Below are 13,299 nucleotides of genomic sequence, written 5' to 3'. Positions count from 1 at the left end.
GTCGTTCCAATCTACAAGGCGTCGCCCGGTCTAACAACGGACGCTTGAGGTGCCCCCAACACCCGCGGCCATCCAGGCACGGTTCGCTGCTGTCCACATCAGAAGCTTGGATAATGGGCCGCCCGCCGCCCCGTTTTCAAACGGTCTCTTAGAGCGTCGGTCGGCGTCGGCAGGCGATGGTGCACGATTGGCGCTTCATCGGTTGTCAGTGTATGCTCTGACAAACGTGTGGCAATCGCCCCATGCGCTTTAGGGCGCGCACCGCGCTTAAAGGGAGTTCGATGGCCGTTGCGTTCACCAAAGAAGAGAGTTTCGAAACTGCTTCGGAAACCCTGCTGCCTGATCGTTCAATTTCGCCGCACCCGAACCTTGTTACGGACGCGGGGTTGAAGGCCCTAGAGCTACAGCTCCAACACGCTCGAGAAGCCTACGATGCTGCGAGCACGATCGAAGACGTGAATGAACGACGGCGGCAAGCAGCAAACCCCTTGCGTGATACGCGCTACTTTGCGGCAAGAGTTCGCACGGCCCAGCTTGTCCCGCAGCCTGCTTCAACTGACGCCGTCGCCTTTGGGAGTACCGTGACCTTCAGCCGTAACGACGGGCGCGTGCAGACCTATCGTATTGTCGGAGAGGACGAAGCGGACCCCAAGGAGGGATCAATTTCCTTCGTGTCGCCGGTGGCAAGATTGCTGATGGGCAAAGCCGTTGGCGATCTCGTGGGCGTAGGCGCTCAGGAGCTTGAGATCGTTGCCATCTCGTAGAACGCCCAAATGGCCATAATTCAAATGCAACGGCTTTCCAACAGCGGCTTTCACGACGAATTCATACACGATACCTGCCTGCCCGGTAGTCGGCGACAAGATTTCGGCAGGCACGCAATGTAAGCGCCATGACAGTCAGCGTCGTCCCTGCTACCCCGCTGCCGGGGAAGGCGGATGCATCAGTGACGATGAGATTGGGGACATCCCAGCTGCGATTATATGGATCAAGCACCGAGGTCTCCTTGTTCGATCCCATGCGGGCGCCGCCGGTTTCATGGATCGCAGCTCCCATGCACATGGTCTTGCGGAACCATTTGCGGAACATGAACCGGCTGAACGGATCGGCGTCGGGGAATGCACCGCGCCCCATTTCCTTGAGCCCCGTGGGCGAACCGATGAATTCAAGGTCGCCGCCGACGCTGCGCACTGTCTCAATCAGCGTCTCTTCCTGCCGGCGCAGCAACGCATGTTCCTCTGCACCCATGATGCAACGGATATGCGGAACAGGGATATTCCAGGCGTCCTTGCGCCTGGGGTCGAGCATGATGCGATTATCCGCATCGGGCAGCATGCGGCCGAAGCCGAAGAAGGCGAACCGTGAAGGTTGGTCATCCGCCACCGGCGCGCGGCCGACGCTGCCCTGATAGTCGAAGTCTCCGCGAGAGGCATCGCTCGCTGCAAAACGCGGGATGAAGATGCCGCCCGAGGGATTGTAGAAAGGGTCGGCTGGCGCGGAATTGTCGACCGCCCAGCCTTTTGCTTTCGGAAAAGATCCGAAGGCGAGGCAAGGCAGCTGGTCCATGAAATAGCGTCCGAGCGTAGCTGAGCTGTTGCTGAGCCCATCGGGGTGCCTCGCGGACGCCGAATTGAGCAGCAGCCGCACGCTCTCGATCGGGGACGCCGAAAGCACCACCAGTGCGGCGTGGGCATTCTCCACCTTGCCCGTTAGGCGATCGATGAATTCCGCGCCCGTCGCCTTGCCGCTCCTGTCATCCGTTGTGATACGGCGGACGATAGCGTCGTGACGAATGGTGAGACGGTCGGTCGCCAGCGCTTCGCGCAACGGCATTGGCGTACGTTCGGTGTCCGGGGCAATATAGCGCCAGGAGACGACACGCCGCCCCGGCCAGCGGCTTTCCACCTCGGCCTTGAAGGTCTCTTCGGCGGGCGTCAATTTTGCGGGATGCGTATAGATGCCGTCCGGCAGGGTCTCGGCACCGTCTTCATTGCCATAAAGTCCGAGATAGGATTCCACCTCCGCGTAGTAGGGTGCCAGCTCGTCATACGAAACCGGCCAGTCGACGCCCTTGCCGGTTCGCGACTTGATCTTGAAATCATCGTCGGTCCAGCGCAGCAACACACGGCCGAAACTGTGCAGGCGCCCGCCGCTCTGGCGACCGCGAATCCAGAGAAACGGCGCATCCTTCGGTGTCGTGTAGGGATTTTTGCGGTCGTTGACGAAGAAATGGCTGAAACGCTCGGTAAAGAAGGCAGCGCGCGCCTGAATGGGCTGGCCCCTGACCGTGGCGCGTGCGCGCTCCCAGATATTGATACTGCTGGCCGGCGCTTTTTTGCGGGATGGATCGAAGTCTTTCTGTGTCACGGAAGGCCCCGCTTCGAGCAGTAGCACCGAAAGCCCTTGCGCCGTCAATTCCTTGGCGGCAAAGGAGCCCGCGGCGCCAGAGCCGATCACCAGCGCGTCATAGATAGTCTGAGACATGAGCAATATCCGTATGTTCTGGAAGCGGTGTTTACAGGAGCGCGCCGCAGAGAAAGGTCGTGGCAATCTTCAGATTCTTGATGGAAACGGCGGATTGCATGGAATTACCCCTTCACGGCACCGGCGGTCACGCCGCGTACGAACCAGCGGCCGGAAAAGAAGTAGATGGCGAGCGGAACGAGGGCGGTCAGGATGGTGGCGGCCATGTTCACGTTGTAGGCACGCTCGCCCATCGTGGTGTTGACGATATTGTTGAGCTGAACCGTCATCGGCAGATTATCGCGGCCGGCAAAGACGAGCCCGATCAGGAAGTCGTTCCAGATGCCGGTGAACTGGAATATGGAGGCGACGACCACCATGGGAACCGACATGGGCAGCATGATCTCGAAGAAGATGCGCCAGAATCCGGCGCCGTCGACGCGCCCGGCCTTGCAGAGCTCTTCGGGGATCGCGACGAAATAGTTGCGGAAGAGCAGCGTCACCAGGGGCAGGCCGAAGATCACGTGGACAAGGACGACCCCCGCCACCGAATTATAGAGACTGAGGTTGGCGAGCAGCCGGACGAGCGGATAGAGGAAGATCTGATAGGGGATCAGCCCTCCGGCCATCAGCAGCCCGAAGAGGAAACCGGAGCCTTTCGGCCGCCAGAAGGAGAGAGCGTAGCCGTTGACGGCGCCGATGAAGACTGAGATTACCACCGCCGGCACGGTGATTTTCACCGAGTTCCAGAAACCGAGGCGCACGCCGAGGCACTGCGTGCCCATGCAGGCGCCCGACCACGCGGTTTTCCAGGCGTTGAAATCGACAGTGTTGGGCAAGGCGAAGATGCGGCCCTGGCGGATCTCCTCCATCGTCTTCAACGAGGTGACAACCATCGTATAAAGCGGCAGCAGGAAGAACAGCGCCGAGATGATCAGGAACACATAGAGCCCGATGCGACCGACCGTCAGCCGGGAAGGTTTGGGGCCGTTTGGATGACGGGCTGCCATCAGTGCGCTCTGTTTCTTTTGGCGCGCACATAAAGCGCATAACGAAACGGGGCGACCGCCATGACGACCGAGAGCACCAGCACCGTGGCACCTGCGGTGGCAAGGCCGAGATTTTGTCGCTCGAACAGATTGTCCATGATGAATTTTGCCGGCACCTCGGTTGCAGAGCCCGGCCCTCCACCGGTGAGTGCCACGACGAGATCATAGGTCTTGACGACGCCCATGGAGAGCAACATGCCCGATGCTCCAAGCGCCGGTCCAAGCTGCGGCAGGACGATCGACAGGTAGATACGCCAGATCGGAATGCCGTCGATCTGCGCTGCCTTCCATTGGTCTTCCCCGATCGCGCGCATGCCGGAGAGGGCAATGACCATGACGAGGCCCGCGCCCTGCCAGACGCCGGCAAAGACCACGGTGTAGATCGCCATGTCGCGGCTGACGATCCAGTCGAAGACAAAGCTATTCCAGCCCAGCGCCCGCACATTCGCCTGAATGCCGAACGTAGGGTTCAGCATCCATTGCCAGACAAGGCCGGTGACCACGAAGGACATCGCATAGGGATAGAGGAAGATGGTGCGCAAGACGCTTTCGAAGCGGACTTTGCGGTCGAGCGAGGCTGCAAGCAGAAAGCCCAGCGCCAGACAACCGCCGACATAAAGCACGCCGAAAATCACGACGTTCTCCAGCGAGATCAGCCATTTCGAAGTCCGGAACAGCTTCGCGTACTGAGCGAAACCGACATAATTGGACGAGGGAAAGATTGTCGAATCCGTAAAGGATAGCCTCACGGACCAGACCATGGTGCCGATATAGATGAAGATCGCCACAATCCACGTCGGCAGCAGCGCGTATGTCGCAGCAAGGGAACGTTTGCGCTTGGCCTGCATCGGCAAACTCGCTCAAAAGGAATGAATGGGACCGGTCGGCTGCTTTTTGCCAACCGGCCCCGACGACGTTCTATTCGAAGATCGCGAAGAACTTCTCGGCGCCGGCGGCGGAACCCTCGGAGGTGTTGGTCCAGAACTCGTCGACGAAGTCATTGAGCGCACCGGCCTGCTGCGGGGAAAGGATCAGCGCTTGATCCGGCACGATCTTGCCCGCGCTCATCAGCTCCAGACCCTTCTGCGCGCAAACGTCGAGCTTCGATTTGTCGACATCGGTGCGCATTGGTATGGAGCCTTTCTTGAGCGAGAACTCGACTTGGACGACCGGATCCATGGCGACTTCTGCCAGCAGCGTCTGGCCTTTCAGGGCAGCCGCGTCACCGAGCTTGGGGAAAGAGAAGGAGTCGGCGACATAGACCATGCCTGGCGATTGCGGGACGAGCATGCAACCGTAATCCTTGCCCGGCTCTTTACCGGCAGCGATGAACTCGCCCTTGGCCCAATCGCCCATGAACTGCACGCCGGCCTTGCCGGTGATGACCATGGCGGTGGCGTCGTTCCAGTTGCGGCCCGGCGCGCCCTCATCGACATAGGCGCGCAGCTTGCCGAGAATATCGAGGGTCTTCTTCACGCCGGCGGTTGAGGCTTCACCCTTGTCCTTGTCGGCATAGATCTTTTGGAAGCCGTCAATGCCGACCTGGGTCAGCAGGATCATGTTGAAGACCTTGGATTCCTGCCAGGATTGGCCGCCCCAGGCGACTGGCAGCACGCCGGCGGCCTTGAGCTTGTCTAGAGCCGCGAAGAATTCGTCCCAGCTCTTCGGCTCCTCGGCAATTCCGGCCTTGGCGAAGGTGTCCTTGGAATAGAACACCCAGCTTTCGCCATGGGCACCGGTCGGGGAAAGATAGACCTGGCCGTTGTAGGACACCAAATCATAGATCGCTTTCGGCAGTACATCGGCCCATTTGCCGGCTTTGGCCACCTCGCCGATCGGGCTCAAAAGGCCCTGATTGACGAAATCGGCATTGGCGAAACCAAGGACGCTCTGCTTGGCGGTCGGTGGGTCGCCTGCTACCAGGCGGTTCTGGAAGGCGGCGTCGGCGGCGCCAAAGCCGGCGATGGAAGAATCTTTCCAGACCCCGCCGCGCTTCTCGAATTCCTGCTTGATAACCTCGAGAGCCGCAGCTTCGCCGCCGGAAGTCCAGGAGGTCATGACCTCGACCTTCGGTTTGTCTTCCGCACGGGCCGGAGCGAGGGCCGCAAACAGCGCTGCACCCGCCAATAGCAGTTTGATTTCACTCTTCATTGTTCCACCTCTTCAAAAGGCCCTCTTGGCGGGGCCGTTGGTCTTCGGGTTATGAAACCTAACGATAGATCGGCAATAACGCCTGCCGGACGAGCGTCAGCCCGTTTGCGATGTCACTGATCGGATCGGGGGCGGCGTCAAGCTCGAGAATGGCCCAGCCCTGATAGCCGCGATCGCGCAGCAGCCTGATCCAGCCCGGCCAATCGACGCGGCCAAGGCCGAAACCGCAGAAATAGGGGCGGTGGCGATCATGGATATGTTGGTCGATCGGGGTTTCTGCCGGCATGGCCCCGAGCGCATCCTTCCAGTGTGCGATGATGACACGCTCGTGATGGCGGTCGACAAGCTGGAGTGGATCAGACCCCGCGACGATGATATGAGCCGTATCCGGGCACATATGGACATAAGCCGGGTCCGTCAGCAGCATCATCAGATCGACATCGCGTGCGGCGGCAAAGATCGAGTGCGCCTCGGTGTGGAGCGCAAGCCGTACACCCCTGGCGTAAAGAACAGCGCCCAGGCGGTTGAGAAAGTCGGCGATCTTGCGCGCCTGTTCGAAATCATAAAATCGCACCGGTTGGGCGCCGAGCGTCTGGCGCAACGGCGCGCCGATGACCATGATGTCGCTGCCGCACGCCTTCAGGAATTCGGCATATTTCTTAGCTTTTTCGATAATGGCAACCTGCGCAGCAGCTTCCGTAAAGTCGCCGGCGGCCTCCAGCTCGGCAAAAAAGCCGCTTGCTAGCGTCAGCCCGCGTCTGGTTAGTTCGCCGGCGAAAGCTTCGACCGAGCCGTAGGTCTTCGTCGCATCCTGCCAGTTGAAAGGCGAGAAGGTCAGCTCCACGCCGGTGACGCCGGAGGCTTGCACGCTGTCGAGAATTTTGTCCCAGAAGGCGCGTGGCTCGTTGCGGGACAAATCGATGATGCCATCATAGTCCTCGACACCCCAAAATCCGGGGTGGAAGAAGGTGACGAGATCGACGCCAAAGCGAAGCCGTTCGGTTGAAGTCATGACGCCATCCGTTTTCTGGGCGTAGAAAATCGCTTGCGGAACCGAGGTTCTGCAGCAAATTACTCGAATAATTTCAATGCACTGCAAATGGCAAACGATTGCCGTGACTAGATAATAGACAGGTCGCTTTTTTATGCAAGCGGATTTTGGCAATCGTTTGCTAAAATGACACGATTGTCCTAGCATCGGCCAAAGCAAGCCTTCCGACGAAAGACCAAAGCGTGAAAAAAAACAAAAACTTGCCTCAGGAGGAAAGCTCTGGCCCGCTGATGGCCGACGTGGCGAAACTGGCGGGGGTGGCAATATCCACCGTCAGCCGGGCGCTCGCCAACCCTGGCCGAGTAAATGAGAAGACGCGTGTCAAGATCAAAGCGGCGGCGGAAGCCCTCGGCTACACGCCGAATGCGATGGCGCGCAATCTGAGGGTCGGCAAATCCAACATGATCATGATCATTCTGCCGGGTTCGCTGCATTATGGTGCATCGCAGGTCATCCCCCAGGTGTTGCAGAGCATCAACCAGTCGCTGAGCCAGAACGGCTATCATCTGATGATCGCCAACCTTGACCGTGATGAGACCTCTGAGCGCCACATTCTCAATCTCGCCTTTGGCGGCACGGTGTGCGGTGCGATCATTCTCTCCTCGCAACTGCCGGAAGTCGGAGAAAGATCGCTTGCCGAAGCGGGGCTGCCGATCGTCTCGCTGTTGCTCGACATGAGCGGGGCAGCGCTTCCGTCAGTCGTCACCAATGATCGCAGTGCGGTGAAGGAGGCGGCGGAAGTGCTCATTACGCTTGGCCACAGGCGCTTTTTCTACATCGCCGGCCCAGGCGACAACTACCATGACATCGAACGCTTCGCGGGGCTCGTCGAGGCCCTGGAGGATGCCGGACTCGATACGAATACCATCGTGCGCTCGGGTGGCGTGCTATCTTATCAGTTCGGTTTCGAGACGGGCAGGCAGGCAGTCGAGGATTTCACGAAACTCGAAATCAAGCCAACAGCTGTGATCGCTGCAAGCGACGATATGGCGATTTCCTTCATCAGCGGCATCCAGGCGAGGGGCGTTCGCATTCCTGAGGATCTTTCTATGGTGTCCTTTGACGGCTCGCCGGTCTGCGAATATTGCCATCCGCCACTCTCGACGATCGAGCAACCGGTTGCGGAAATGGGGCAGGCTGCCGTGTCGACGTTGTTGCGGCTAATGGAAGGTGCAGAAGAGGAGGAGCCATTGCTGCAGGTTATTTCAAGTCGGTTTATCCGCCGCCAGAGCATCGGGAGCCCGCCTTCGGATGTGCGCGAAAGATGATCGGCCGCAACCAAAAGTGATGCCGAATTTTCTTAAAATAATAACAATACCATCTTCAATATATTATTTTTTATATTATTACTTACAAAGTAATATCGCCGTACCGATCGGCATCATTACTGCTATATCGAGAGCCATCTATCGAGATGGCGTCTTAAGGCGTGCTCCTGTCCGAAAGCAGAATCAATAGGGCAGGGTAGATATAAAGATTTTCGCGCCCTGCCTTCACTTCTTCAAGAAGCCCGAGACCGACAAGCGTCTTAATTTCGACGCTCGGGAGAAGGGGATGGAGATCATTGTAGGGGCGTTTGGAATCGAATGACATGTCGGGGTTCCCCAGATTTGTCGACACGTCATGCTGATATGTCGACAGCGACGACAAGACGAGAATATATGTCGATAAAATCACATTTTTTCGACATATCCGCGCGGAGCAAGGATCAAGATAAAGGAATCGCCCTTTAATCGGCTGACCTTGTCGGGTTGATGCCCGCAAAACGCGCAGAGAATTCATTTCACTGCAGGATCTCCAATTCGCTTCCCCTCACAACGGTCATCCGACAGCATGCCGCTCGCGCACGGTGTCGGCCGAGCGGCGAATGACTTCGGATATCTGCAGGAACTGTGCGACAAGTGGCGTTGAATTGCGCCAGATCATTCCGATCGTACGTGAGGGCTGGGGAGATTGGAATCGCGAGATCGAAACCTCTGCCGAGCGCTGTTCCACCGATACCGCCATCTCCGGGATCAAGGTTATGCCGATGCCGGCGCTTACCATCTGGACCAGCGTCGACAGGGAGCTCCCTTCCATAACTTCGCGCGGGCGCGTCGACCCTATCTTGCAGAATGACAAAGCCTGATCACGAAAACAGTGCCCTTCCTCGAGCAGCAGCAACCGCATTTCGCGCAGCGCATCGCGTTCGGGTACCGGCTTGCCTTCGTCTTCGCGTCGCCGGACCAGCACGAACTCCTCCTCAAATAACTTGAGCTCGGTGAAGGCAGGTTCCGACACTGGCAGCGCAACGATTGCCATGTCCAGCTCGCCTTGCGCCAATTCCTGAATCAACTTTCCCGTCAGCGTCTCGCGCACCTGTATCTCGATACCATCGAACGTTCTCGTCAGATCGTTTATGATTGCCGGCAACAGATAGGGCGCAATCGTTGGAATGATGCCGATACGCAGGCGCGTCAGCAGCGGATCTCGCGAAGCGCGGGCCAGATCCCCCAGTTCGTCCACCGCACGAAGGATGTCACGAACCCGGAGCGCGAACATCTGGCCGAAGGCCGTCAGTTTCACCTGACGCGCGGTCCGCTCGAAAAGCGCGCTGCCCAGTTCCTGCTCGAGTTCCTTGATCTGCATTGACAACGCCGGCTGAGATATCGAACAGGCGTCCGCTGCGCGCCGGAAACGACCGTCTCGTGCCAGGGCTTCGAAATAACGAAGCTGTTTCAATGTGAAGTTTGTCATAACCCCACCTTATCGCGACGATCAGTAAATCCAACTTAAATTTATGAGGTACTTCCGATATGGAAGAGGCGAGGGAGGGCTGCGCGAGACGACGCGACCTCTCAGACGGCAGACACTAAAAGCTATCATGGAGAAGATCATGGACCAGGAAACCGACAATGCGAGCAAATGTCCCGTCGCACACAATACGGCCCGAAGTGGCAGAGCAAACCGCGACTGGTGGCCTAGCCAACTGAACGTCCAGATCCTTCACAATGGGGCCGGTCGTGCTGATCCCATGGGCAAGGCGTTCAACTACGCCGAGGAGTTCAAGAAGCTCGATCTCGACGCCCTGAAGAAAGACCTTACCGCACTGATGACGGATTCGCAGGAATGGTGGCCGGCAGACTTCGGTCACTATGGCGGCCTGTTCATCCGCATGGCGTGGCACAGCGCCGGTACATACCGCATTACCGATGGCCGCGGCGGCGCCGGCGCCGGCCAGCAGCGTTTTGCGCCGCTCAACAGCTGGCCGGACAACGCCAATCTCGACAAGGCCCGCCGGTTGCTTTGGCCGATCAAGCAGAAATACGGACACAGGATCTCCTGGGCCGACCTGATGATCCTGACGGGTAACGTTGCCCTGGAATCGATGGGCTTCAAGACCTTCGGTTTCGCCGGCGGCCGCGCCGATGTATGGGAGCCGGAGGAGCTCTTCTGGGGTCCGGAAGGCACCTGGCTCGGCGACGAGCGCTATAGCGGCGAACGCGAGCTGGCCGAACCGCTCGGTGCGGTGCAGATGGGTCTCATCTACGTCAATCCGGAGGGTCCCAATGGTAATCCGGATCCGCTCGCCTCCGCACGCGACATTCGCGAAACGTTTGCCCGCATGGCGATGAACGATGAAGAGACCGTGGCGCTGATCGCCGGCGGTCATACCTTTGGTAAGACCCATGGCGCCGGCGATGCGTCGCTGATCGGCGCGGACCCTGAAGGGAGTGCCATCGAGGATCAGGGGCTCGGCTGGAAAAGCAAGTATGGAACCGGCATCGGCGCCGACGCCATTACCGCTGGTCTGGAAGTGACATGGTCACAGACGCCGACCCGGTGGAGCAACTACTTCTTTGAAAACCTGTTCGCCTTTGAATGGGAGCTCACCAAGAGCCCCGCCGGCGCCCATCAATGGACGGCGAAGAATGCCGAGGCTTCCATTCCGGATGCCTATGACGGATCGAAGAAGCACCTTCCTACCATGCTGACCAGCGACCTGGCGCTCCGATTCGATCCGGCATACGAAAAGATCTCGCGCCGCTTCCTCGAAAATCCGGACCAGTTCGCCGATGCCTTCGCGCGCGCATGGTTCAAGCTGACCCACCGCGACATGGGACCGAAGGTTCGCTACCTCGGCCCGGAAGTCCCCGCAGAAGACCTGATCTGGCAGGATGTGATCCCCGCCGTTGATCATCCGCTCATAGACGACGCGGATATCGCCAACCTGAAGGGTAGGATCCTTGCGACCGGCCTCTCGGTCCAGGAACTGGTCTCGACCGCCTGGGCTTCCGCCTCCACCTTCCGCGGTTCCGACAAGCGCGGTGGTGCCAATGGCGGACGTATCCGGCTTGCACCGCAGAAGGACTGGGAGGTGAACCAGCCCGCGCAGCTCGCGAAGGTTCTGGGTGCTCTTGAGGGCATTCAGAAGAATTTCAACGCCGCGCAGCCAGGGGCAAAGAAGATCTCGCTTGCCGACCTGATCGTTCTTGCCGGCGCTGCCGGCGTCGAAAAAGCGGCAAAGGCTGCCGGCCAGGATATCGTCGTGCCGTTCACGCCGGGCCGCATGGATGCGTCGCAGGAGCAGACGGATGCTGCGTCTTTCGCCGCACTCAAGCCGCGCGCCGACGGTTTTCGCAATTTTGTCGGCGGCCGGCAGTTCATGAAGCCGGAAGAGGCACTGGTTGACCGCGCTCAGCTTCTCACTCTGACCGGACCGGAAATGGCCGTGCTCGTCGGCGGCTTGCGTGTGCTGAATGTCGGCAAGCCCGAGCACGGGGTCTTCACATCGCGCCCCGAGACGTTGACGAATGATTTCTTTGTCAACCTGCTCGACATGGGCACGCAGTGGTCTCCCGCTGATGGCAGGGACGGCGTTTACGAAGGACGCGACGGCAAGACGAACGTGGTCAAGTGGACGGCAACGCGCGTCGACCTGATCTTCGGTTCGCACTCGCAACTGCGCGCCCTATCGGAAGTTTACGCCTCGTCCGACGCGAAGGAGAAGTTCGTAACGGACTTCGTCGCAGCTTGGACCAGGGTGATGAACGCCGATCGCTTCGATCTCGTCTGATCGACAAAAACTCGCCTGGACGTAGTCTTTGTTGCTACGTCCAGGCATCGCTATACGCAAATTTGATCAGCGGAGCTCGCCGTGTTAAGCGGCTCAACTGGACCGCGGACGCTTGCCGAATCCTCAAACTCTACCAGCCGCGACCGTTACTGCGCCGACGAGCTCGACCAATGTTCTGCTCGTTCCGGCGCTTACAACGGCTTTGAAGCATTCAGTGCATCATCATCAGCATGGTAGAGATAATTGTACTGGTACTACGGTGTGGCATAAGGGGCCGCATCGCCGCCACCTGCCGCTGCAGTCAATCTGCCGATCAGACTAACCAGCACCGATCCCAAAGCGGCGGGCCCGCTCGAAATAATGAAATCGCTGGAAACAATTATCCGATTTCCGCATCGAACATCTTTAAACCTATGGGCGCAATACCTGCGTCCTCTGACGCAATGTCTATCAAGGCAACACCGATGTGAGATCGCTCACGACGACGCCGTCCCTCAATGGGGACAAAGCGATCGGCAAGGCTGATGGATATATTGCAGCTACGGCAGCAGCGAACGGCCTCGCGGTCGCAACTCGCGACACCAGCCCTTTCGAGGCGGGCGGGTTGAAAGTGATCGATCCTTGGTCCCCACATAAATGATATTAATCTAAGTCGTCGTGAGTTCGATTCCTAGTAGCGCGTTTTCTTGGTTTGAATCATATCAAGCCTCGGCGAGCTTGTAGGACCAAGTATGGATGACGGGGTGGTTATTGACGTCGTCGATGCCGGCCATGATGCGTTCCCTGAGCTCGTGCTTTGAACTCACCCGGATGTGGCGCAGGACGGAGCGGGCGAACTTGGAGAAGAAGCCCTCGATGAGGTTAAGCCAGGAGCCGTGTTTAGGGGTGAAGGTAATTCGAAGCGGCCTGCCGGTTGTTTATCGAGCCAGGCTTTGGTTTCTTTCGAGATGTGTGCGGAATGATTGTCGAGGATCAACCTGATCGCGGTGCCGGCCGGATAGGCGGAATCGAGCAGCTTGAGGAATTCGATGAACTCGCGGCTGCGGTGGCGGTCCTTGACGAGCGCGTGGACCTTGCCTGTCAGCAGGTCAATTCCAGCCAACAGGCTGAGCGTGCCATGACGCTTATATTCAAAATCACGCGCAAAGGTCGGATAGACGCTTGGTACAGGCGGCAAATCCGGTGCCGTCGTCGCGATCGCCTGGATCCCAGGTTTCTCGTCGTAAGAGACGATCGCGACCTGCTTAGCCGATTTGTTCGATCCGGCTGCGGCCTTTTTCAGGACCTGCACCTGGCGATAGACACACAAGACCTCCGCCATCTTCTGCTCGAACTCGCCATCGCGACGTTCCAGATAGTAGCGCATCTTGTGCGGTTTGATTTCCTCCTGGCTCAGAAGCTTGCTCACCGTGCCCTGAACCAGACGGGCCAGACAGGGATGTCCGGCCTCCGGTCCGTGCTCGCGCGCATGGCGGGCCAAAAGCCGCGTCGTCCACAGTTCGTGCGGATAGCCATGATCCTTGGCCGCC

The 13,299-nt window shown here is 58.8% G+C and carries 11 protein-coding genes and 1 pseudogene; 4 read left to right on the top strand and 8 right to left on the bottom strand.

The features are described from left to right. Positions 1-281 precede the first annotated feature (281 nt). The gene (gene greA, locus AB4Z52_RS28900) at positions 282-764 is read left to right on the top strand and encodes a transcription elongation factor GreA (protein WP_442221319.1); all 483 of its coding nucleotides are present in this window, start codon (positions 282-284) and stop codon (positions 762-764) included. 61 nt (positions 765-825) lie between these two features. On the opposite strand, the gene AB4Z52_RS28895 is transcribed toward greA, so the two are convergent. From AB4Z52_RS28895 to AB4Z52_RS28875, 5 genes are all read right to left on the bottom strand, one after another. Beyond that, a complete protein-coding gene (locus tag AB4Z52_RS28895) occupies positions 826-2,484 on the bottom strand; it encodes a GMC oxidoreductase (RefSeq protein WP_442221318.1) in 1,659 nt (552 codons plus the stop codon). Between the two features lie 104 nt (positions 2,485-2,588). Further along, on the bottom strand, positions 2,589-3,473 hold the full coding sequence (locus tag AB4Z52_RS28890) for a carbohydrate ABC transporter permease (protein ID WP_442221317.1): 885 nt from the start codon (positions 3,471-3,473) through the stop codon (positions 2,589-2,591). Continuing rightward, a complete protein-coding gene (locus tag AB4Z52_RS28885) occupies positions 3,473-4,360 on the bottom strand; it encodes a carbohydrate ABC transporter permease (RefSeq protein WP_442221316.1) in 888 nt (295 codons plus the stop codon). Before AB4Z52_RS28885 ends, AB4Z52_RS28890 begins: the two co-directional genes overlap by 1 nt. 70 nt (positions 4,361-4,430) lie before the next feature. Continuing rightward, a complete protein-coding gene (locus AB4Z52_RS28880) occupies positions 4,431-5,663 on the bottom strand; it encodes an ABC transporter substrate-binding protein (RefSeq protein WP_442221315.1) in 1,233 nt (410 codons plus the stop codon). A 58-nt stretch (positions 5,664-5,721) separates the two neighbouring features. Beyond that, complete coding sequence (locus tag AB4Z52_RS28875) at positions 5,722-6,675, bottom strand: sugar phosphate isomerase/epimerase family protein (RefSeq protein WP_442221314.1); 954 nt, start codon at positions 6,673-6,675, stop codon at positions 5,722-5,724. Between the two features lie 221 nt (positions 6,676-6,896). Between AB4Z52_RS28875 and AB4Z52_RS28870 the strand changes: the two genes are divergently transcribed. Then, the gene (locus AB4Z52_RS28870; RefSeq protein ID WP_442221313.1) at positions 6,897-7,982 is read left to right on the top strand and encodes a LacI family DNA-binding transcriptional regulator; all 1,086 of its coding nucleotides are present in this window, start codon (positions 6,897-6,899) and stop codon (positions 7,980-7,982) included. A gap of 154 nt (positions 7,983-8,136) precedes the next feature. Here the strand turns inward: AB4Z52_RS28870 and AB4Z52_RS28865 are convergent, their stop codons facing one another. Together AB4Z52_RS28865 and AB4Z52_RS28860 are read right to left on the bottom strand one after the other, a co-directional pair. Continuing rightward, on the bottom strand, positions 8,137-8,307 hold the full coding sequence (locus tag AB4Z52_RS28865; RefSeq protein WP_442221312.1) for a hypothetical protein: 171 nt from the start codon (positions 8,305-8,307) through the stop codon (positions 8,137-8,139). Between the two features lie 228 nt (positions 8,308-8,535). Further along, entirely contained in the window at positions 8,536-9,450 is a 915-nt protein-coding gene (locus AB4Z52_RS28860) for a LysR substrate-binding domain-containing protein (protein WP_442221311.1), read from the bottom strand. Positions 9,451-9,589: 139 nt separating this feature from the next. On the opposite strand from AB4Z52_RS28860, the gene katG reads away from it, so the two are divergent. Continuing rightward, positions 9,590-11,770 carry a catalase/peroxidase HPI gene (gene katG, locus AB4Z52_RS28855; RefSeq protein WP_442221310.1) on the top strand — a complete coding sequence of 727 codons (2,181 nt, stop codon included), beginning with the start codon at positions 9,590-9,592 and terminating at the stop codon, positions 11,768-11,770. A gap of 505 nt (positions 11,771-12,275) precedes the next feature. After that, positions 12,276-12,410: pseudogene (locus AB4Z52_RS28850) on the top strand (VapC toxin family PIN domain ribonuclease); the annotation flags it as partial. Between the two features lie 162 nt (positions 12,411-12,572). Here the strand turns inward: AB4Z52_RS28850 and AB4Z52_RS28845 are convergent. Then, positions 12,573-13,299: IS630 family transposase (locus tag AB4Z52_RS28845; RefSeq protein ID WP_442221309.1), on the bottom strand; the 727-nt coding region annotated here is incomplete at its 5' end.

The sequence above is a fragment of the Rhizobium sp. 2YAF20 genome, from assembly GCF_052114685.1.
Classification (GTDB): Bacteria; Pseudomonadota; Alphaproteobacteria; order Rhizobiales; family Rhizobiaceae; genus Rhizobium.
Note: the sequence above shows the minus strand (reverse complement) of the source record. Positions and strands in the feature narration are given on the sequence as shown.